The sequence below is a fragment of the Bacillota bacterium genome, from assembly GCA_012839765.1.
In the GTDB taxonomy this organism is placed as follows: Bacteria; Bacillota; Limnochordia; order DUMW01; family DUMW01; genus DUMW01.
In genome coordinates this window covers 1-20,971 of the sequence record DUMW01000026.1, presented here as the reverse complement: position 1 = coordinate 20,971, position 20,971 = coordinate 1, and the positions used below count along the sequence as shown (strand labels likewise).

The 20,971-nt window shown below is 56.7% G+C and carries 17 protein-coding genes and 1 pseudogene; 13 read left to right on the top strand and 5 right to left on the bottom strand.

Features of this window, described 5'->3' with window-relative positions:
• The first annotated feature begins 39 nt into the window (after positions 1-39).
• The 7 genes and pseudogenes from GXX57_02465 (at position 40) to GXX57_02435 (ending at position 9,529) form a co-directional block, all read left to right on the top strand.
• Positions 40-996, top strand: coding sequence for a right-handed parallel beta-helix repeat-containing protein (locus GXX57_02465; protein HHV43519.1), 957 nt, complete (start codon positions 40-42; stop codon positions 994-996).
• A 1,044-nt stretch (positions 997-2,040) separates the two neighbouring features.
• Entirely contained in the window at positions 2,041-4,767 is a 2,727-nt protein-coding gene (locus tag GXX57_02460) for an FAD-dependent oxidoreductase (protein HHV43518.1), read from the top strand.
• Positions 4,764-5,138, top strand: coding sequence for a DUF1667 domain-containing protein (locus GXX57_02455; GenBank protein ID HHV43517.1), 375 nt, complete (start codon positions 4,764-4,766; stop codon positions 5,136-5,138). Before GXX57_02460 ends, GXX57_02455 begins: the two co-directional genes overlap by 4 nt.
• A gap of 26 nt (positions 5,139-5,164) precedes the next feature.
• On the top strand, positions 5,165-6,085 hold the full coding sequence (locus GXX57_02450; GenBank protein ID HHV43516.1) for an ABC transporter ATP-binding protein: 921 nt from the start codon (positions 5,165-5,167) through the stop codon (positions 6,083-6,085).
• Positions 6,075-6,878, top strand: a complete 804-nt coding sequence (locus GXX57_02445) for an ABC transporter permease subunit (GenBank protein ID HHV43515.1) — start codon at positions 6,075-6,077, stop codon at positions 6,876-6,878. Before GXX57_02450 ends, GXX57_02445 begins: the two co-directional genes overlap by 11 nt.
• Before the next feature lie 612 nt (positions 6,879-7,490).
• Positions 7,491-8,934 (top strand): annotated as a pseudogene (locus GXX57_02440) (DEAD/DEAH box helicase).
• Positions 8,897-9,529: a hypothetical protein gene (locus tag GXX57_02435; GenBank protein ID HHV43514.1), complete on the top strand. Its 633-nt coding sequence runs from the start codon at positions 8,897-8,899 to the stop codon at positions 9,527-9,529. The pseudogene GXX57_02440 and the gene GXX57_02435 overlap by 38 nt, the downstream one beginning before the upstream one ends.
• Before the next feature lie 113 nt (positions 9,530-9,642).
• Here GXX57_02435 and feoB read toward each other — a convergent pair whose 3' ends face one another.
• Together feoB and GXX57_02425 are read right to left on the bottom strand one after the other, a co-directional pair.
• A complete protein-coding gene (gene feoB / locus GXX57_02430) occupies positions 9,643-11,769 on the bottom strand; it encodes a ferrous iron transport protein B (protein ID HHV43513.1) in 2,127 nt (708 codons plus the stop codon).
• 58 nt (positions 11,770-11,827) lie between these two features.
• Entirely contained in the window at positions 11,828-12,091 is a 264-nt protein-coding gene (locus GXX57_02425) for a ferrous iron transport protein A (GenBank protein HHV43512.1), read from the bottom strand.
• Positions 12,092-12,214: 123 nt separating this feature from the next.
• Between GXX57_02425 and GXX57_02420 the strand changes: the two genes are divergently transcribed.
• On the top strand, positions 12,215-12,718 hold the full coding sequence (locus GXX57_02420; GenBank protein HHV43511.1) for a MarR family transcriptional regulator: 504 nt from the start codon (positions 12,215-12,217) through the stop codon (positions 12,716-12,718).
• Here GXX57_02420 and sdaAA read toward each other — a convergent pair.
• Both sdaAA and sdaAB read right to left on the bottom strand, forming a co-directional pair.
• Positions 12,715-13,608, bottom strand: coding sequence for an L-serine ammonia-lyase, iron-sulfur-dependent, subunit alpha (sdaAA, locus tag GXX57_02415; protein ID HHV43510.1), 894 nt, complete (start codon positions 13,606-13,608; stop codon positions 12,715-12,717). The two genes, GXX57_02420 and sdaAA, sit on opposite strands and share 4 nt — an antisense overlap.
• A 7-nt stretch (positions 13,609-13,615) precedes the next feature.
• The gene (sdaAB, locus tag GXX57_02410) at positions 13,616-14,281 is read right to left on the bottom strand and encodes an L-serine ammonia-lyase, iron-sulfur-dependent, subunit beta (GenBank protein HHV43509.1); all 666 of its coding nucleotides are present in this window, start codon (positions 14,279-14,281) and stop codon (positions 13,616-13,618) included.
• Positions 14,282-14,506: 225 nt separating this feature from the next.
• On the opposite strand from sdaAB, the gene GXX57_02405 reads away from it, so the two are divergent.
• From GXX57_02405 to GXX57_02390, 4 genes are all read left to right on the top strand, one after another.
• Entirely contained in the window at positions 14,507-16,249 is a 1,743-nt protein-coding gene (locus GXX57_02405) for a beta-galactosidase (protein ID HHV43508.1), read from the top strand.
• A 75-nt stretch (positions 16,250-16,324) separates the two neighbouring features.
• On the top strand, positions 16,325-17,548 hold the full coding sequence (locus GXX57_02400) for an ROK family transcriptional regulator (GenBank protein HHV43507.1): 1,224 nt from the start codon (positions 16,325-16,327) through the stop codon (positions 17,546-17,548).
• A gap of 264 nt (positions 17,549-17,812) precedes the next feature.
• Positions 17,813-17,959, top strand: coding sequence for a hypothetical protein (locus GXX57_02395; GenBank protein HHV43506.1), 147 nt, complete (start codon positions 17,813-17,815; stop codon positions 17,957-17,959).
• 109 nt (positions 17,960-18,068) lie between these two features.
• The gene (locus tag GXX57_02390) at positions 18,069-18,854 is read left to right on the top strand and encodes a glucosamine-6-phosphate deaminase (protein HHV43505.1); all 786 of its coding nucleotides are present in this window, start codon (positions 18,069-18,071) and stop codon (positions 18,852-18,854) included.
• 351 nt (positions 18,855-19,205) lie between these two features.
• Here the strand turns inward: GXX57_02390 and GXX57_02385 are convergent, their stop codons facing one another.
• Complete coding sequence (locus tag GXX57_02385; GenBank protein HHV43504.1) at positions 19,206-19,598, bottom strand: metal-dependent transcriptional regulator; 393 nt, start codon at positions 19,596-19,598, stop codon at positions 19,206-19,208.
• Positions 19,599-19,882: 284 nt separating this feature from the next.
• On the opposite strand from GXX57_02385, the gene GXX57_02380 reads away from it, so the two are divergent.
• Complete coding sequence (locus GXX57_02380; protein HHV43503.1) at positions 19,883-20,917, top strand: hypothetical protein; 1,035 nt, start codon at positions 19,883-19,885, stop codon at positions 20,915-20,917.
• Positions 20,918-20,971: the final 54 nt, after the last annotated feature.

The following is a 20,971-nucleotide window of genomic DNA, read 5'->3' as shown; positions in this document are numbered from 1 at the left end:
CGGAACGTCGTAGATCGTCGACCTTTGGAGGAGGATCTCGTGCCGCGGGATTTCATGCGCCTGCGCTCGGCTAATGCCGATGCCTTCCATGCCTGGTGGCCGACGAAAGGCCCGATTATCGAGGAGTGCCGGGCCTTCTTCATGGGCGATGACGCGGTGAACATCACCGGGAAGTATCATTATGTTGCTTCGGCCAGTGGAGATCAGATCCGCGTTGCTCCCTACGGCGATCTGGATATAAAGCCGGGAGATCAGCTGGAGATCGTCACCTATGACGGGCGGAAGATCACCGATGTAACTGTAATTGCCATCGAGCCTGCCGGAACGCTCACCGCGGACGAAAGGACGTTTCTGGCCAACCAATATATGCGGACGGCCATCAAGGAACAACTTAGCGATGTATATGTCCTGACCCTGGATAGAAAGGTACCGGTGCCGCGGGGCAGCATGTTGCAGGCCCTGAGTCAGTTGCCCGGTGACTTTGCGGTGATCAATAACCACTTTGGGTACAACCGGTCCCGGGGAATCTTGATCAAAGGCCGCAGTGGGATCATCTCCGGCAACATCGTCGAAGAGACCTGGGATTACGGGATCGAGATTGCCCCGGAGTACTATTGGTTCGAGGGGGGTACCAGTGAAGACCTACGGATCACGGGCAACACGATCAAGAATGCCCGGTCGATCAGCATTGTGGTCTCGGCCTTTGGCGGACAATCGTGGGTCATGGCGCCTTCTGGCCTTCATCGGAACATCACCATCGAGAACAACGTGATCACCGGTGGCCCCCTGCCGGGGATTGTTGTTACATCAACCCAGGACCTGGTGTTGTCAAACAACAGGATTGATCTTACTCAAAGTCGCCAGGTGTTCTCCTATGTGTTGAACAGGTTTGTTTTCCCGGGGTCCCTTGGTCCGGTCATGTTGGTAAACACCACTGGCATCTTTGAACAGAACGAAGTGGCCATCGACGGATACCCTGTAGCGACGGATTACTGAGGAGCGGAAAGGCTGTATTGTGCTTTGCCGGCTATCCTTTGGGGAAACCTGGCAAGTGTTGCTGGGCTTGCCTAGTGAGCTGGTTTAACTCGTATAAGTAATAACTCCAGCGGCGCCTGTGAGGTTCTTTGAAATGGGGCCGGGCAGACCAATAACGACTCAGTCTCCAATAGAGGAGGCTGAGCCTCTTTCCCGGAGAAAACTGGAGAGATCGAGTAGGAGGGGGCGGTTAGCCCCCGTCCTCTCACACCACCGTACGTACCGTTCGGTATACGACGGTTCACCAAGCTTGACGAATTTGATGGTAACGTTCGGTGAGGCTTATCAGCCCTTGACTGCTCCAATACCGATTGTCCAGGGCTATACTTAGCATCTGAGACACGCGCCAGTGTCCTTTCCGGGCATTGGCCAGTTTGTGTGCGGCCCATTCGGGTATACCCAAGGCCCGCAATTCGCGGTATCGGGTTCGGACGCGGTTCCATTCCTCCGGTGATATCGAGGGGGGCGGCTTGTGGGAAACGCTCTATTGACGAGATACGAGACGGCTAGCTGAAAAGGATTCGCGGCAATGATCCAGCTGCTGTCAAGCGCGCATGACGGGAGACTGCGCAAAGTGACGAGGAACGTAGCTGAATTCCTACAAAAGGCCGGCATCTGCTGGCGAAAGACAGTGAAAGAGGCTGTTGAATAGACGATCAACAAGGTAACCCGAAGGAACGCACATATTCCACCAATGGCAAGTGTACCAATCGTTTACGCAGGTAAGACTTCCTCCGGGGGGATGTCGAACTTTTTCAACAGACTGCTGACCGAGGGTAGCAAGTTTCTGGCTTCCAAATATTGGAGAGGGAGCTCTCCCCCACTTATGCTTGACTCACTCCCCATCCTTTGCCGGTCTTGACAGAACCGTGGGGCTGTGGTAGGTTTATCTTGGTTCTCTGTAAGAATGACTGGAGACATGGAGAAAAGTCCTTCTACGGAGGCAGCTTGCTACTGTCTTCGGGGAAGGGCTTTTTTTGATCCGTAGTGCAGGGAGGCTTGTTCATGGAAGCACCTTTGGTTTCTGCCGATGTGTTAATTATCGGGGGCGGGGTGGTGGGCACTAGCATTGCCTACACCCTGTCCCAGTATCGAATACAAGTAGTCTTGGTGGAGCGGAATCTGGAACTGGGCTGGGCCACCACCAAGGCCAATAGTGGCATCGTCCATGCCGGTTTTCATGACCCCTTAACTACCCTGAAGGGGAGGTTTTGTGTGGAAGGGAACCGGCTTTTCGAGCAACTGTGCCGGGACCTTGATGTACCCTTCAGGCGTAACGGTGTTTTGATGGTGGCCCAGATTCCGGAGGATTTGCCCCGGCTTGAGGCCTACTACCTCCAGGGGAAGGCCAATGGACTTACGGACCTGCACCTGCTCAGGCGGGAGGAGGTTCTAGCCCGGGAACCTAATCTGAACCCGCAGATCCTCGGCGGGCTGTATGCCCCGGGCGGCGGGATAGTAAGTCCCTTTGAATTGGCCATCGCTTCCGGAGAGGTGGCGGCCCGGAATGGGGCCAGGATTATGACCGGTACCATGGTGCAGGGAATCCAGGTGCTAGACGACGGACTTCTGGTGGTGACGGACCGGGGAAGGATCCAGGCTCGGTATGTGGTGAATGCCGCGGGACTTTGGGCCGACCAGATTGCCCGGATGGTGGGGGATGAATCGGTGATCATCCGGCCCCGGAAGGGTGAGGAGTATATCCTGGATAAGAGGTTAGGGGATCTGGTTACCAGCACCATCTTCCCCACCCCCGGCCAGGCCTCCAAGGGGATCTTGATTATCCCCACCGTGGGCGGGAACATCATGATTGGTCCCAACGCGGTGGAGATCGAGGACAAAGAAGCGGTGGACACTACCGCGGAAGGTTGGGCGGAGGTCTTCCAGGCGGCCAAACAACTGGTGCCAAGCCTCAGGGCCCAGGATGTGATCGCTAGTTTCTCTGGTATCCGGGCCGCCAGCCAGAGTGGGGATTTCATCATCGGTCCGGCGAAGCAGTGTCCCCGCCTGATTCATGTTGCGGGAATGCAGTCCCCCGGTTTGACCGCGGCGCCCGCGGTGGCGCGAAGGATCCGGGAACTGCTGGAGGAATTGGGGTTGTCCATGGAGCCGGATCCTTCAGCGGTGAAAAAACGGCCGCCGGTCAGGCGTTTCCGCAAGATGTCTCCGGAGGAGCAAAGGCGGCTAATTGCGGAGGATCCCCGGTTTGGCCGGGTCATCTGCCGTTGTGAGCAGATCACCGAAGGAGAGATCGTAGAGGCCATCCGCCGGGGTGCCCGGACCGTGGATGGGGTCAAATTCCGGGCCCGGGCCGGGATGGGCCGGTGCCAGGGTGGTTTCTGTCAGCCCTTGGTGGTGCAGATCCTGGCCCGGGAGTTGGGGGTGCCCGAGGAGACCATCGTGAAAAACTCCGCAGGAAGCAGGATCTTGATGGGGCCTATGGAGAAGGATACCCCAAGGTCCCTGCGGTCCACCCAACCCACCTGGGGCCCCAAGGGTCTTCCTAGGAGAGACTACGACGTCGTAGTCATCGGTGGTGGACCAGGCGGTATGGCTGCGGCCTTGGCGGCGAAGGAAGCCGGGGCCGGTGCGGTGGCCATCCTGGAGCGGGGACCAGAGCTGGGAGGTATCTTGAATCAATGTATCCACAACGGCTTTGGGTTGCATCTGTTTCGTGAGGAACTCACCGGTCCCGAGTATGCCACCCGTTTTGCCCGCCAAGTGGCCGAAGCGGATATCGATCTGTATCTAAATACCATGGTGAGGGAACTCACCTCCGATAAAACCATCACCGCGGTGTCGCCGGAGTACGGGGTTTTAGAGCTTAGGCCCGAACGGGTGGTTCTTGCGGCGGGATGTCGGGAGCGGACCCGGGGGGCCCTGAATGTTCCAGGCTTTCGTCCGGCGGGGATCTTCACCGCAGGTAGTGCCCAGCGGTTCATGAATATTGATGGGTTTATGCCTGGGCGGGAAGTGGTGATCCTGGGTTCCGGGGATATTGGGCTAATCATGGCCCGCCGGCTTACCTTAGAGGGGGCCCGGGTGAAGGCGGTCATCGAGATTATGCCTTACCCGGCGGGTCTAGCGCGGAATATTGCCCAGTGCCTGGAGGATTTTGCGATCCCCCTCTACCTTAATGCAACCATCGTGCGAATCCATGGCCGGGAGCGGGTCACGGGGGTGACCATGGTCCGGGTAGACGAAGAACGCCGACCCATTGCCGGCACCGAAGAGTACATTCCCTGTGATACGGTGCTGCTTTCGGTGGGACTGATCCCGGAAAACGAGCTGTCTTTGGCCGGGGGTGTACAGTTGGATCCCCGCACCCAAGGCCCCGAGGTGGACCAGTACCGTCACACCAATGTACCTGGGATCTATGCCTGTGGCAACGTGCTCCATGTCCACGACCTGGTGGACTACGTCAGTGAAGAGGCAGCCATCGCCGGGCGGGCGGCGGCCTTGGGGCTGGGCAGTACCAGTGGTACCAGGCTGCTTCCCGGAAGTGGGATTCGCTATGTGGTGCCCCAACGGCTTTCGATCCCGGAGGATTTCCATCTGTACCTGCGGGTGGCAGCGCCCCAACGCCGGGTACGGATCCGGATCGGGGATAAGACGGTGGTCAAGGGACCCGTGAGACCAAGCGAAATGCTGCGGCTCCCCATCAGTGCCCAGGAGGCCGCCCAGTTGATGGAGTTTGACCAAGTGGAAGTGGGATTGGAGGCGTTGTCATGAGGCAGTCTATACGTAAAATCTGTATCGTCTGTCCCATCGGTTGCCAGCTGGAGATCATACCGGGTGAGGAGCTGGTGGTCCAGGGTAACCAGTGTCCCCGGGGGGTGCAATACGCTCGGGAAGAGATGACTAATCCCCGACGGATCTTAACTACCACGGTGGCGGTACGGGGCACAAGGGCCCGCTTGCCGGTGAAGACCCAAGGTACCATCCCTAAGGGAATGCTTCTTACCGCCATGGAGTATCTGCGGGATCTTAAGGTGGAGCCTCCACTCGCTATGGGGGATGTGGTGGTACCGGATCTGTTGGGCCTTGGGGTTTCGGTGGTGGCCTGTAAGGATCTTCCCGGAAACGGTGCAGAGGGGGCCTGAGCATCTAGACTGAACGTCCTTTTGAAATGAAGGAGGCGGTGTCCTTGGCGGTCATTGAGACGGTGGATCTGACGAAGTATTATGGCTCCGTCAGGGGAGTAGAAAATGTGAACTTGACGGTGGAGGAAGGGGAGGTCTTCGGCTTCATTGGTCCCAATGGTGCCGGCAAGTCCACCACCATCCGGATGTTGATGCAGTTGATTTTCCCCACCCGGGGAACGATGAAACTCTTCGGAAAGACCCTGGGGAAAGACAATCCCGAGATCCGACGGCACATCGGTTACCTACCCGGCGAGGTAAGCTTCTACGGCGACCTGACCGGGGGAGAGTTCTTGGCCTACGTGGCCCGCAATTTCTCCCAGGTGCGACGGGAGGATATCCATCACTATGCCGACTTGTTGCAACTGGATCTGAGTAAAAGGATCAATACCTATTCCCTGGGCAACAAAAAGAAGCTGGGAGTAGTGGCGGCCTTGATGCACCATCCCCGGTTACTGATCCTTGATGAACCCACCTCGGGCTTAGATCCCTTGATGCAGAACCAGTTCTTTGGAATCCTGAAGGAAAGGAAAAAACAAGGGGTCACGGTCTCCTTTTCCACCCACGTCCTTTCCGAGGTGGAAAAGGTCTGTGACCGGGTGGCGGTGATCCGGGACGGCACCATCGTCACAGTCTCCCGGGTGGATGAGATTCCCGGCCGGAACCGACGGATTATCCGGGTTCGGTTCGGCGAGGAGGGGAACCGGATTGAAGAATACGGGTTGGCGGACTTGGGCAGCCAGGTGACCTATGAAGAGGGGTATCACGTGATCCATACGGAGGAGGAGCTGCAGCTGGTGCTCCAAAGGATTGCCCAGTACCCCATCGCGGACCTGACGGTCTCCCGTCCCACCTTGGAGGAGCTTTTCATGGCTCTGTATAAAAAGGAGGATGCCCATGTGGAGTAGGAATATATATCTCGGGGAAATGAGGCTTACCCGCCGCAGTTTCATCGGCTTTGGACTCGCGCTGGTGGCGGTGCTGGTGACCTTCGCCGCCTTTACGGATTTGATTATCTCCAACGAAGACTTGGCGGGTCTTTTGGAAAGCTACCCCCAGGCCCTCCTTGATGCCTTTAACTTTGACATCGCGGCCTTCACCTCCTTTGAGGGCTGGATGGGCAGTGAACCCTACGTGTTTTATGTGCTTCTACTTAGCATCTTCGGGATTTTGCAGGCCCTGGGGAGTATCAGCAAGGAGTTGGATCAAAGGACCGGGGAGTTTCTGTTCAGTCAACCCGTAAGTCGACCGCGCATCTTTCTTTCCAAAGTCCTAAGCGGCCTTACCCAATTGACGGTGCTTTTTCTTTTGTCTGCCCTAGTTGCTTGGTTGGCGGGGCACCTGGCCGCAGAGGTGACCAATCCTACTGGTCTTTTCCTGCTCTTCGCGGCGGGGTATCTGATCGCCATTGGGTTCAGCGGGATCGGTTACCTGTTGACCCCCCTCTTCAATGCCAGTCGGAGTGCCACCGCCTTGGGGATCGGTATTGTCTTGGGTTCCTTCGTCCTCGATGCTTTTTCGAAGGTTTCTGACAAGGTAAACTGGCTGGGGTATTTCAGTCTCTTTCAGCTTTACGACGTGCACGGGCTCCTTGCCGCAAAACGGTTACCCCTGTGGCCGAGCCTCTTTGTTTGTATCCTTTTTGTCCTGGGGGTTGGAGCCGGCCTTTGGCTTTTCCGGCAGAAGGACATCCTACACTAGAGGGTGTCTTGACCCGCCTGGGCTTTTCCGGATCGGTTTTGCGGATCGCCTTGCTATCTCCCAGACTGAACTGTTATCTCAGTATAAATTAGAGACTTAGTCTATGTTGGTGGGGATTGATTTATACCGATTACAGGGTACTTGGTATAATGAAGCATTTTGGGTGTGGGCAGAAAGGGTGAAGGGTTCCCCGGCTGAGGCAGAGTTTTTTCGTCTTGGGGTCTCGGGTAAAGAACTGGTGCGGTTGTTGCGACGAAAGGGGATCCTGTGTTATTCTCCACCCCAGCGGATGTTTCTTTGGTTGCCGACGGTCAGGGAACGTCGGGTAAGGAGCCGACCTTTCGATCCTGGCCTGTGATGGCGGTACCGTTGCGCACCTTTCAAACCTTTTCCCTCTTGCAGACTAGCATGTTTAACAGCGCCTTAGCGGGGAAGCTTGAGCGGGGGCCTACCTTGACTTTCTGAGCCCAGGTATTACGTTTTACCCTGGGCTTGGTGGGACGGGGCCGTTGCCTGCCGGAACTGGAGGATGAAAAGAGCTTTTACCGGGCCCGGTGGGTACCGTTCCTGGATGGGCAAGATCAGGTGCGCTTTCGACAATTGGTAGCGGCTATGCCCGGGGTGGCCCTGGCCTTTACCAAGATGTGGTCGCTGATGGAATTTCTGAATCCCGGTTGGTTGGGCTCCCGGGAAAGCTACCGGCGGAGGTTTCTGTTGCCCATCCAGCAGCAACAGGAAAAAAGGACGATGGAACAGCTGAAGCTGCTTACCGGTCCCTTCATCTTGCGCCGAACAAAGACCGACAAGGCGATCATTGCGGACTTGCCTGAGAAGTTTGAAACCAAGGTTTTCTGTTATCTAACCCGGGAGCAAGCATCACTATACAAAGCGGTGACCGATGAGATGCTGGAGCTGATTGACCAAGAGGACCCGATGAGTCGCCGGGGATTGGTGCTGGCTACCTTGACAAAGCTGAAACAGATCTGTAACCATCCCGCCCTGTTTTTGCAGGACGGTTCCCGGATCCAGGGACGCTCGGGCAAGCTTATCCGTTTTACCGAGATCCTGGAGGAAATGTTGGCCAGCGACCAACGGGCTTTGGTCTTCACCCAGTACGCCCGGATGGGTCACATGTTGAAAACATATTTGGAAGATGTCTTCAATCAAGAGGTCCTCTTCTTGCACGGTCAAGTGCCCAAAGGCAAGCGGGATGCTATGATTCAGCGGTTTCAACAAGATCCAGAAGCCCCCGGCATTTTCATCCTTTCGTTGCGGGCGGGGGGCACTGGGCTGAACCTCACCCGGGCCAGTCACGTCTTTCACTATGATCGCTGGTGGAACCCCGCAGTGGAAAACCAGGCCACCGATCGTGCCTTTTGCATCGGCCAGACGAGGAATGTGCAGGTGCATAAGTTGCTATGTGTAGGGACCCTGGAGGAGCGGATCGATGCCCTCATTGAAGGAGAAGCAGACCCTTGCTCAGCAGATAGTGGGGGAAGGGGAACGGGCCTTGACGGAACTTTCCACCGAGGAATTGCGGGAACTTATCCAGTTGCAGGAAAGAATAGTCATTGGGGTGGTTGTGTGGCAAGCCGAAGCAAAGGCTACGGAGCTTCCGTGGTGGAAGCTGTGGCCCAGTCTGGGATTGTCGCCCAGAGTCGACGGGGGTCTTTTGGTAATAATTGGTGGGCAAGGCGGTGGGAACAGGCTTTTACTTCCTACGGCACCGACTCCCGTCTCAGTCGTGGAAAAAGCTATGCCCGTAGTGGACAGCAGAGTCTGCAGATTGAACGGGGCAAGGTATCAGCTAAGGTGCAAGGTACCCGGCGGACTCCCTATCAATGTGTGCTGGAAATGGCGGCCTTTTCTCGGGAGGAGGCGGAGGCTGTTGTGGAGGTTCTGCGGGAAGCTCCCACGGTGGTGGCAGACTTGTTGTCCGGGAGTTTCCGGAGGATCTGAAGACAGTGTTTCTAACGGCGGGTACATGGCTTTTTCCAGAAGGCTGGACGGAGTTGGAGATGGAATGTTCCTGTCCCGATTGGGCAAATCCCTGTAAACACGTGGCGGCAGTGGCATTTTTGCTGACTGAGCAGTTCGATCGGGATCCCTGGCAGTATCTATTGTTCCGGGGGATCACCCAAGAAGAGTTCCTTCGCTGGCTTGAGCCCTTCTCTGAAGAAGAATCCGATGCTCAGTCGCAGGGGGAACCTTTACCCGCAGATCTTACGGCTTTCTGGGAGGGTGGAAAGCTGCCTTCCGACGGGGAGAGAGGGGCAGAGTCGGGTGAGGAGCTGGCCTTGTTGGAGCGATTGGGTTACTTTCCTGGGGGAAACCGCGGGTCTTCCCTAGGGGAATGGTTTGCGCCCATCTATTCCCTAGCTCCTTTACGGGCCTGGGAACTGTTGGAAGAGGAGGATCCTTCCTTTGGGGAGGAGGAACGCCATGGGAAGCTTTGGAGTCTGATGGCCTTGGGGGCAACCTGCAGGCTGCGAAACCTTACGAAGCAACGCTGGGAGCCCTCACCGAAAGGGATTTCCCCTGGCGAGGACAGGAACGGGATGTGGCGTTGTTGTATAAGGAGGGGCTTTCCCAAGGGGCCATTGGAGAGATCTTTGGTCTGGAGCAGAAAGAAGTTCGAAACCTGCTGCTAACCATTGTCCAAAAGGTCTACCAGTATATTGCCCAGCAGCTAGACTGGCCCCTGGAACCGGACGACTAGAGTATCGAAGGGTTGTGGTGCAGCTTGGGGCTGCACCACCGTTGTTTATACCAGGCCTAACAGCCGTACGGTCTGAGTCACGATAAAACACAACAGCATGCCGACGAGGGTGGGGAGCAAGGCGGCGAGGGCCGTCCACTTCCAGCTTTGGGTTTCCTTGCGAATGGTGAGTAAAGTGGTACCGCAGGGAAAGTGGTTAAGACAAAAGAGCATGGTGCAAAGGGCCGTCAACCAGGTCCAGCCGTTGGCCATGAAAAGCTGCTGGATCTCCCCTAGACTGTTGAGTTCCACCAAGGCTCCCGTGGACATGTAGCTCATGATGATGATGGGAATGACGATCTCATTGGCGGGCAGCCCCAGGATAAACGCAGTAAGGATGTAACCGTCCAGGCCGAGCAAGTGTGCGAAGGGATGGAGGAAACCCGCCACATGGTCAAGGATAGTAACGCCCCCTAGGGGAATATTGGCCAATATCCAGATGAGCATTCCTGCCGGTGCGGCCACCAGGACCGCCCGGGATAGCACAAACAGGGTCCGATCCAACAGGGAGCGGATTAGGATCTGGCCCACCTGGGGTTGACGATAGGGCGGTAGCTCCAGGGTAAAGGAGGAGGGAAGCCCCTTTAAAAGGGTTGCGGAAAGGAACCTGGAGACCAAAAGGGTCAGGAGGACCGCCAGTACGATCAATCCCAGCACCCAGAGGGTGGCGGTGAAGGTGGGGAACAGGCGGCCGGCCAGAAAAATGCTAGCGAGGATAATCAACGTGGGGAAACGACCATTGCAAGGGACGAAGTTATTGGTGAGGATGGCAATCAAGCGTTCCCGGGGGGAGTCAATGATTCGGCAGCTGATCACCCCCGCGGCGTTGCAGCCAAAGCCCATGCACATGGTCAGGGCCTGCTTGCCGTGGGCCCGGGCCCGTTTAAAGAAGTTATCCAGGTTGAAGGCCACCCGGGGCAGGTATCCTAAGTCTTCAAGTAAGGTAAACAAAGGAAAGAAAATGGCCATGGGGGGTAGCATCACCGAGACCACCCAGGCCAGGGTGCGAAATAGCCCGAGGATGAACAGTCCCTCTACCCAGGCCGGTGCCTGCAGTTTTTCCGCCAGGAAGAGTAGTTTTTCCTCTACCCAGAAAAGACCCGCGGCCAAAAGCTGGGACGGGTAATTGGCCCCTTCCAGGGTGATCCAGAAGACCAAGCCCAAAAGCCCCAGCATGATGGGAATCCCGAATTTCTTGGAGGTGAGGATCCCGTCGATCCTGCGGTCCCACTGGTCGTAGTTTTTCACCTGGAAGGAGACCACTTGGTCGGAGATCTCTTCCGCTTCTTTGACCAGGGTGCTGACCAACTGGTCCCGCAGGTTTTCCCAGGAGCTCCCTTGGGTCTGGAGGTAGGTTTCCACCTCTTGCCAGGCTTCCCGCAGGAGGGCAGCGGAAATAGGGAGACACGAGCTTAGAGAGTCCGGCAACTCGCCGCGGTTTTCCAAAATCTTTAGGGCGAACCAGCGGGGAGGGATCCCATCTGCCACTAATGGTGCGATTACCCTTTGTAGTCGGGTGACAGCTTCCTCAATTACTTCCCCATAGCGAACGATCCTTCCCCTTGGTACGTGGCCTGTTGACACCTGGGCCACAGCCTGTTGCAGTTCTTCCAGTCCTTGGCCTGTGCGGGCGATGGTGCCCACCACTGGAACACCTAAGATTTCCTCCAACCTCTCCAAGTTTACGGTGATTCCCTTGCGTTTAGCTTCATCCAAGAGGTTTACACAGACCACCACCCGGGGGGTGATCTCCAGGATCTGGAGGACCAGGTTCAAGTTACGCTCTAAGCACGTGGCGTCGGTAACCACGATGGTGGCGGCGGGATCTGCGAAGCAGATGAAATCCCGGGCGATCTCCTCTTCCACGGAGTTGGCCGCGAGGGAATAGGTTCCAGGTAGGTCCACCAAGACGTAATCCTTGCCCGCGTAAGTATACCGGCCCTGGGCGTTGGTGACGGTCTTGCCGGGCCAGTTGCCCGTATGTTGTCGCAGACCCGTCAGGCTATTGAACACGGTGCTCTTCCCGGTGTTAGGATTGCCTGCCAAGGCGATGACCAAATCTGTGGGTCCCGCCTTGATTTCCCACATTTCCTGTAAGGCCCCCTTGCCGGTGGCACTTCTGGTTAGGCCCATGTCTTCTTCGCATCCTTCCTGTCAAAGTGCTTTTGGGTTCACGCTGGACCCGGCGCCCTCACTGGGTGGGCTGGATGCCGTTGGTGGTGCGTACCAAGATCCTGGCTGCCTCTTCGGCCCGCAGGGCGATGACGGCTCCCCGGACGTGGTAGGCGGTGGGATCGCCCGCTGGACTGCGCTGTAGGGCTTCTACCTTCGTCCCCTCGATTAACCCTAGATCCAGCAGCCGACGGCGCACCTTTCCGTTGCCAAGGAGTCCCGCCACTTCCCCTTGGCTGCCGACGGGGATCTGGTTCAAAGGTAGGATTTGGCATTTTTCCATAGCTACTTCCTCCCGGGGATAATTGCCCACCGGTGCCACATAAGTTAGAGGTGAGCAAGTTTTTTACCTACGGCTAATATATGAAGGAGGGGGCTAATGTGTTCAACGGGGGAGGGGTGCCGGGTGGGGACCGGTAAGTTCAAGACCTTTCGGGGCTATCAATTGGAAGAACAGGATCGGATGCTGCTTACGCCTAGCATGGAGGATTATCTGGAGATGATCTACCGGATGCACCTGGAGGGCGGGCCGGTGCGGATCAGTCAATTGTCCAAACAACTGAATGTGAAAGCTTCCTCAGCCACCAGGAACGTACAGCGCCTGGCCCAAAGGGGGTTGGTGGACTATGAACGGTATGAGGCGGTGCAGCTTACTCCCCGGGGAGAACGACTAGGGAAGTTTCTATTGGAGCGGCACCGCCTGGTGCAGGAGTTCTTGGAGTTTATCGGGGTGGAGGATACTTTGCTCAAGGATACGGAAATGATTGAGCATAACATTAGTAACCATGCCTTGGAGGTTATGCAGATCTTTGTTGCCTTCCTAAAGGACCACCCCGGGATCCTGGAGGAATACCGGGCGTATCGAAGGGATGTGACCAAAGGGTCTTCCGATGATGCCACCCCAGGCTAAGGCTGCCTTTGGATAGTGAGCCCCAGGCCTTTGGCGATGGCTTGCCCCGTAGGGGTAATCGCCAGGCCGCCCAGACTTGTTTCCTTCAGTTCCCTAGGCATCTGCCGGCCGATCTTGGCCATGGTGACCACCACTTCATCGTAGGGGATCACCGCGGGAATACCCGCCAGGGCCAAGTTGGCACTGCTGAGGGCCACCGCCACTCCCGCCGCATTGCGATAGATGCAGGGCACTTCCACTAGTCCTGCCACCGGATCGCAAACCAGGCCCAACAGACACTGCAGGGCCATGGAAGCGGCATCTACGATCCTTTGGGGGTTTCCACCCAGCATGGCGACAATAGCCGCTGCGGCCATGGCGGACCCGATGCCACATTCGGCCTGGCAGCCTGCCACGGCACCGTTGAGGCCACAGACGTTGCCAGAGACGATGCCTATTCCGGCCGCCACAAAGAGCCCTTCCAGGATCGCTTTGTCTTCTAGGTTCTTCTCCTGGGCCAGGGCCAGGACCGCCCCGGGAAGGATGCCGCAGGAGCCCGCGGTGGGACAGGCCACAATACGACCCATGGTCGCGTTGAGCTCTGCCACGGCGGTGGCGTAGGTGATCATCTTCTCAAAGAGGGGTCCACCCAAAAGAAGATGCGCTTGTTTGGCCTGGCGAAGCTTTTCCGCAAGGCCCGCCAAAATGAGGCCCTGGGTTTGGTTGTTGAGGCCTTCGGTTATCGATTCTTGCATCACCTGGAGATGTTGTCGCATAGTGGCATAGACAGCGTCTAAGTCTTGATCAGTGCGATCCGCCTCGTACTGGGCTACGATCCGGCCCAAGGGGAGATTCTTCTCGGCGGCCAGCTGAATCAACTCCGCAGCAGTGGTGAAGGTTATTTTTTCCATGATCCATCTACTCCCATGACTTAGTATGCCGGACCCAGTGGATGTCTTTAATCGAGGCGATCTCCGCCACGACCGGTTGGGGTACTGGGGAATCGGTTTCCACAAAGAGCAAGGCATCAGCGCCTTTCTTCAGCCGAACCACTTGCATGGTTCCAATGTTGATCCCGGCCCGAGCCAGGCTCCCCGTCACTTTAGCCACTACCCCGGGACTGTCCAGGTGATTGGTGAACAGCGCCGGAGATTTGCCGTTCCACTTGATGGGAAAACCATTAATGGAGGTGATCTCGATACTTCCCCCGCCTACGGAACACCCGGTGATCTCCCGGAGGGGAGTCCCCTGGGGAAAGAGGAAGCGGGCGGTGTTGGGATGCACTTCCCCCAGGTCGGCTTCCTCGATGTGCACCTTCATATTCTGTTCCGCGGCTAGCTGTAAGGCTTCCTTAATGCGGGGATCCGCAGAGGACAGCCCCAAAAGGCCTGCCACCAGCGCCACGTCTGTCCGGTGGCCGCGGTAGGTGGCCGCAAAGGAACCGTGAAGAAGGATGGTTACTGCCCGGGGCAGCTCGCCGTACAGCAACCGGGCACTTTGCCCCAGATGTACAGCTCCCGCAGTGTGGGAGCTAGAAGGGCCTACCATGATGGGACCGACGATATCAAAGACGCCAATATCCATGGTGGATGATCCTTTCTTGGGTGTTTTGTCTCATAGTAGTAGGTAGTGTGCCTGGGGGTGGCAGTCGATCTCAATCATACCATGAAAGGGAGAGAAAGCAAAATCCTTGGGGAAGGGTCTTTGGGCTTTTCCGATGCCAGTTTCCACCGAGGGCGACAAGTGGGCGGCGGATTGGTATAATAGACCTAAATGTGTGGCTGCAAAGTGTACCAAGGAGGTTAAGAAATGGCTGAGTTTAGGATAGAGGGTAATTCCTTTTTCCTTGATGGCGAAGAAATCCAAATCATCTCGGGTGCAATCCACTATTTTCGCGTCGTCCCTGAGTATTGGCGGGACAGGCTCCAGAAGCTGAAGGCCTGTGGTTTTAACACTGTGGAGACCTACGTGGCCTGGAACTTGCATGAGCCGAGACCCGGAGAGTTTTGCTTCGAAGGTGGTCTAGACATTGAAAGGTTCGTGCGGGAAGCGGGGGAACTGGGCCTTAATGTCATCGTGCGCCCGGGCCCCTATATCTGTGCCGAATGGGATTTTGGCGGTTTGCCCCCGTGGCTGTTGAAGGATCCCGCGATGCGGGTGCGGTGTATGTACAAGCCCTATCTAGACGCGGTAGATCGTTTCTTCGATGCTCTTCTTCCCCGCTTGGTACCCCTTCAGTGCACCCAGGGCGGTCCCATTATCGCTATGCAGGTGGAGAATGAGTACGGCAGTTTCGGCAATGACGCCCAGTACTTACGTTATCTGAAGGACGGCATGCAAAGGCGGGGTGTGGATGTGCTATTGTTCACCTCCGACGGTCCCACTGATATGATGCTCCAGGGCGGAACGTTGCCCGATGTACTGAAGACGGCCAACTTCGGCTCCCGCACTGAACAGGCTTTCAAGAAGTTGCGGGAGTATCAGCCGGTGGGTCCTCTGATGTGCTGTGAGTTCTGGGATGGTTGGTTTGACCACTGGGGGGAAGAACATAAGACCAGAAGCGCGGAGGATGCCGCCGCGGAGCTGGACAAGATCCTGGGTATGGGTGGGTCGGTTAATGCTTTTATGTTCCATGGGGGCACGAACTTTGGCTTTATGAACGGGGCAAACCATGGAGAGCACTATGAGCCGACAGTGACCAGCTACGATTACGACGCCCCCCTGAATGAAGCCGGGGATCCCACTCCGAAGTACTGGGCTTTCCGGGAGGTGGTGAGTAAATACGTATCATTGCCCGCGATGGAAGTCCCCCAGGTGGCACCGAAGCTGGCCCTGGGTAAGGTGGCTTTGGATCAATCGGTATCCCTGTTTTCCTCCCTGGACCAGCTTAGCAAGCCCGTTACCAGCACGGTACCTCTCCCCATGGAGATGGTGGATCAAAACTACGGCTTTATCCTGTACCGCACCAGGGTGAGCGGACCGCGGTCCGAGGTACAGGTGGTAGTCCAGGAGCTGCGGGACCGGGCCCAGGTTTTCTTGGACGGGAAATATATGGGTACTTTGGAACGCTGGGACAAGGAGAAGAAGGTATTCGTCGACATCCCCAAAGACGGGGCCACCTTGGATCTTTTGGTGGAGAACATGGGACGGATCAACTACGGACGGCATCTTTTGGACCGCAAGGGGATCACTGAGGGGGTGTTGTTGAGTTACCAGTTTTTGTTCCATTGGGAGATCTTCCCCCTGCCCTTGGATGATCTGAGGGGCTTATCCTTTGCCCCGGGGACTAACCAGGAGGGCCCGGCCTTTTACAGGGGCGAGTTCACCGTTGAGGAGCCCATGGACACTTTCTTGGCCCTTGATGGTTGGACTAAGGGTGTCTGCTTCCTTAACGGCTTTAACCTGGGCCGGTATTGGGAGCGGGGACCCCAACGGACCCTCTATGTGCCGGCACCGCTTCTTAAGAAGGGTGTCAATGAGTTGATTGTTTTTGAGTTGCATGGCATGGAAGCGCCGGTGGTGGAGTTTCGGGATAAACCCACCTTGGGTTAAAGAATGGCGGGGACGGCTCCAAAGGGAGGCCTCCCCCAGAACAAGGCAACTCCTGCCCTAAGGTGGGGTTACCTGGTGCAGGGATTAGCATGTGGGGTGATGGGGATGTCCATGAAAACGGGCAATGCCCGGATGATTAAAGAGATCAACACGGCCTTGATCATGGAGGAGATGCGCAAGACCGAGGAGATTACCCGCAATGAGTTGGCTATGCGCACGGGTCTTACGCCCCCTACGGTGTTGCACATCGTGGGAGAACTGATCGACCTGGGCCTAGTACGGGAGACGGAGCTGGGGGAGTCTACCGGAGGACGGCGGCCCCGTCTGCTGCAGCTTAATCCCGACGGGGGTTATGTGATCGGGGCGGAGATCGACGATGATATTACCAGCCTGTGTCTGGCGGACCTGCGGGTGGGGATCCGGGCGAAGGTGCGGTTACCCAACAGGGTGCTGGCACCAGAGCGGGTTTTAGCCGGGGTCAAAGAGGGTATCCAAAGGCTGATTGATCGGGCTGGGGTGGACCCCGGACGAGTCTTCGGAGCGGGTGTGGTCCTCCCCGGTTTGGTGGAGAAGGTTGAGGGGATCTGTGTGCATAGTACCCGCCTCGGTTGGCACAACGTCCCCGTGAAGGAGTGGTTAGAGGAAGAGACCGGCATTCCCGTCCTGGTGGACCATGTGGTGCGGGGGATCGCCTTGGCAGAGAGTACCTTTGGAGCGGCCACCAATGCCAAGGACGTCCTTTGCGTACGCATCGGTCGGGGGATCGGCGCGGCCTTGGTGGTCGACGGGGATGTATACCAGGGAAGCAACGGTAGCCTTGGGGAATTAGGACACATGGTGGTATGGCCCGAAGGGCCACGCTGCGGCTGTGGTTTAGTGGGTTGTCTGGAAGCCATCGCCTCGGAAGCAGCCCTGGTGACCAGTTACCGGAACCTGCGTCCAGAGATCGGTGAAGGGCCCCTCCGCGGGACAGACATCCTAGCCCGGGGCGAAACCGACGAAGCCGCCGCCCACGTGCTGCGTCAGGCAGGATACTACTTGGGGCTGGGCCTGGCCAACTGTGTGAAATTGCTCAATCCGGAGCTATTGGTGATCTCCGGGTTTTTGAAAGGCGGTACAGTGATGTGGGAAGAGATGCGGCGGGTGATCGCTGAGCAGGTGTTCTCCTCCCAGTTGGCGGTCCTACGGATTTTACCCGGGGCATTGGTGGCCGATGCCGGCGCCCTGGGTGGGTGTGCCTTGGTGTTAAGGGAAGTATACAGCAGGCCCATGGAGTTGAAGGCGAGACTGAGGGGGTGAGGTGTAGTTAGGTATTACCCGTGTCTTTAGGGTGTCGTAAAATCACAGGGGCGTGCTGTTGGTTGAGACCTACTTCCAAGGGCAGCGGGTTTTCGCCGATGGTTTGCACTCTTGGCCCAAGGTAAAGCCCAGACAGTTTCCCTGCGGCCAGATCTTTTTGGGGATTATAAGCAGGAGATCCGGCGTGTTTCTAGAAGGAAATAATTAATCAGTTTAATTAATATGTATAGTAAGTATAAAGTCTGGGGCTCCCCAGACATCGCCATGGCTAGAAGGAAGTACCCGGTGGTGAGGGAAGGCCCCTACATTTCCGCCGAAGACGGTCCCCGGGGGCTATCCCCGGGAGAGTTGAACAGACCCCGATTGGGGGCAGTTTTGCCAGTGGCAAAGCTGGGCAGAGGGTGCCATTAGATTGATCACCCTGGCATGGACAGGGTTTACGTGTTGAGGAGGTCTGCTGTCGGGGTATCAAAGTAGAACGTTGATGTTTGTATACCAAGACTTGGAGGTGTCTTCGACGATGGAGTACAAAGTGGAACAACTTGCAGTCCAGATCCATCCTACCAGGGAAGCGATGGGGCAGGCGGCGGCCCGGCTGGCCGCGGAGTTCATCCGTGCGAGGGCAAAGGACAAGGATGAAGTAAACGTCCTGTTTGCCGCGGCTCCTTCCCAGAATGAGTTCTTGGCGGCTTTGACAGCCCTGCCTGAGATCCCTTGGGAACGGGTCAACGCCTTTCAACTGGACGAATACATTGGATTGCCGAAGGATGCTCCCCAGCGGTTCTCTCGGTACGTGGAGGAGCATGTGGTAAGCCGGGTGCCTTTAAGGAGGTTCTATGCCATGGATCCTAGTCGGGACCCCGCGGAGGAATGTCGCCGTTACGCAGCTTTACTTGCCCAATTTCCTCCAGACTTGGCCTGTATTGGTATTGGGGAGAACGGACATATTGCCTTTAATGACCCGCCGGTGGCCGATTTTGCCGATCCCCTGCCGGTGAAGGTAGTGGAACTAGATCTGGCCTGTCGGCTCCAACAGGTCAATGACGGGTGCTTTGCCACGCTGGACGATACCCCCAGCCACGCGGTCACTTTGACTATCCCTACGATTCTGGCCGCAAAGCGCGTGGTGTGTGTTGTGCCCGGCGAAAGGAAGCAGGAAGCGGTGTACAAGACCCTCCGTGGTCCCATCGATACCCAGTGTCCGGCTTCCATTCTGCGTCGGCACCCTGGGGCCACTTTGGTTGTGGACGAGGTGGCGGCTCGGTTATACCTAGACGAGGTCAAAGAACTGGAAGACCGGGCTTGAGGTGTTTGGTTTAGGGGACATTGCCCAGGTATTAGAACGATTCTTGGCAGTGGTTCCCCCCTAAGAAGGTACTGAACGGGAAGCGGGGGAGGGGGTGAAGAACCCTCTCCTCACCCACCACTGCACCGCTCGCTCTTTGCCCCCATCGACCTTCGGCAGTTTTCGGTTTGTCCCAGTTCCCATGTAGTTCTGCTTCTGGGAGAATGGTGGTTTGCCCTTGGTTTCCTTCGTGAGATCCTAGCCTCGGGCTGTGTTTACCTATGAGACTCTCCGGCTACGCCAACGCAAAGAGGAACCCAAGCCCACCACGACCTTTCCCATGGTTAAAGCACTGTACCTTTCCTTTTGTTTTCAGTTCGGCTTTGGCCAGAGGGCAATGCGGTGGAGGTAACCCTCGATCTTTCGTACCGTCTCTGCACTGATTTGGTGCTCAATGCTGCAGGCATCGTGAAGGGCGATCTCTTCTTTCACCCCTAACACCTCAATGAGCAAAGTGCGGATTAAGAGGTTACGCCGTTTTATCTCATTGGCCGTCTTGCGACCTTTGGGGGTAAGCCGGATGGGGCCGTAGGGTTCTTTGGCGATATAGCCGACTCTCTTTAACACATCCATCGCTTGGCTCACACTGGCTTTGGAGACCCCCAGCCGTTCCGCCACCGCGGTGGTACGGACCGGTTCCCCGATGGCGGACAGCTCCAGCAGGGCTCGAAGATAATCTTGGATCGCTGGTGTGAGTCTTTTCATCGGTTACCACCCTGTGGTTTTTCTTATCTTCTTTTTCCTAACCGATTGGTGGGCCTTTAGTCTTCCCCACGCTGGGTCCCAGATATTATTAGCATATGCCCATAATTATTCTACCCCTATTATGAACGTATGTCAATAACTCCGAAGTTGTGAAGTGTGGACCAAGTTTGCGAAGAGGGTAAATCCTTTGGCAGGAGTTTCCGTAGGAAAGAAGAAATGAGTAAAGTAAGTGGGCGATGGTTTCTATTTTCGAGATGGTTACATATCAATCGGAGGAGCGTATCATGAGTAATCCCTATGTTGGTAAGGGTTGGACCACCCGTCTGTTTGCTGCGACCCAGCCGAAGTATGCCTTTCGGGCCCGGACGAAGGAAGAGTTTGACGCCTGGCAAAGGGCCTTCCGGGCAGAATTGGTGGAGGTTCTGGGTTTGCCCAGGATTGAAAGTCGCGGTGCCAGCCAGAATCCGCCCCAAAAGGTGGGGGAGGTGGAAATGGCGGGTTACCGGGAAGAAAAGTGGGTTTTGGAGACGGAACCGGGCTTTTTCGTGCCCTTTTATCTGTTGGTTCCCCATGGGCTTACCGGACCGGTCCCCTTGGTGATTGCGGTGCACGGCCACAGCCCCCAGGGAAAAGAGATCTACGCGGGACATTACCAGAGTGATGAGGACCGGGAATCGGGAGAGACGCAAGAACGGAATATCGGCATCCAAGCGGTACAGGAAGGTTACGTAGCCTTGGTGCCAGACATGCGGGCTTTTGGGGAATTGCAGAACCCCGAGGAAATGCGGGGCCGGGGCTTTTGCCGGACTTTGCAGATGCATGCCCAGCTTCTTGGTCGCACCCTGGTGGGGGAACGGGTATGGGATGTGATGCGACTGTTGGACTATGCCTTGACCCGACCGGAGGTGGACGGCGAGCGGGTGATCATCACTGGCAACTCCGGCGGGGGGACCGTCTCCCTCTTTGCCGCCGCGGTGGATCCCCGGATCACCCTAGCGGCGCCCGGAAGCTATTTTTGTACCTTCCAATCCTCCATCGCGGCAGTTTTCCATTGTGAATGTAATTATATCCCGGGGATTGTGACCCTGGGTGAGATGTACGATGTGGCGGGGCTGATTGCCCCCAGGCCTTTCCTGGCCATCAACGGCAGGGAGGATAGGATCTTTCCCCTTGAGGGTGCCCAGGAAGCCTTTAGGAAGCTAAAGGAGATCTACCGGGTGGCCGGTGCTGAAAAACGTTGTGAGTTGTATATCGGGGAGGGGGGCCACCGGTATTACAAGGCCCGGATTTGGTCCTTTGTGAAGGAATGGTTGGGTTAGGAAGCCCCTCCCGTAGGAATGGAACCGGAGTCCTTTGGGAAGAATCCTCTCCAT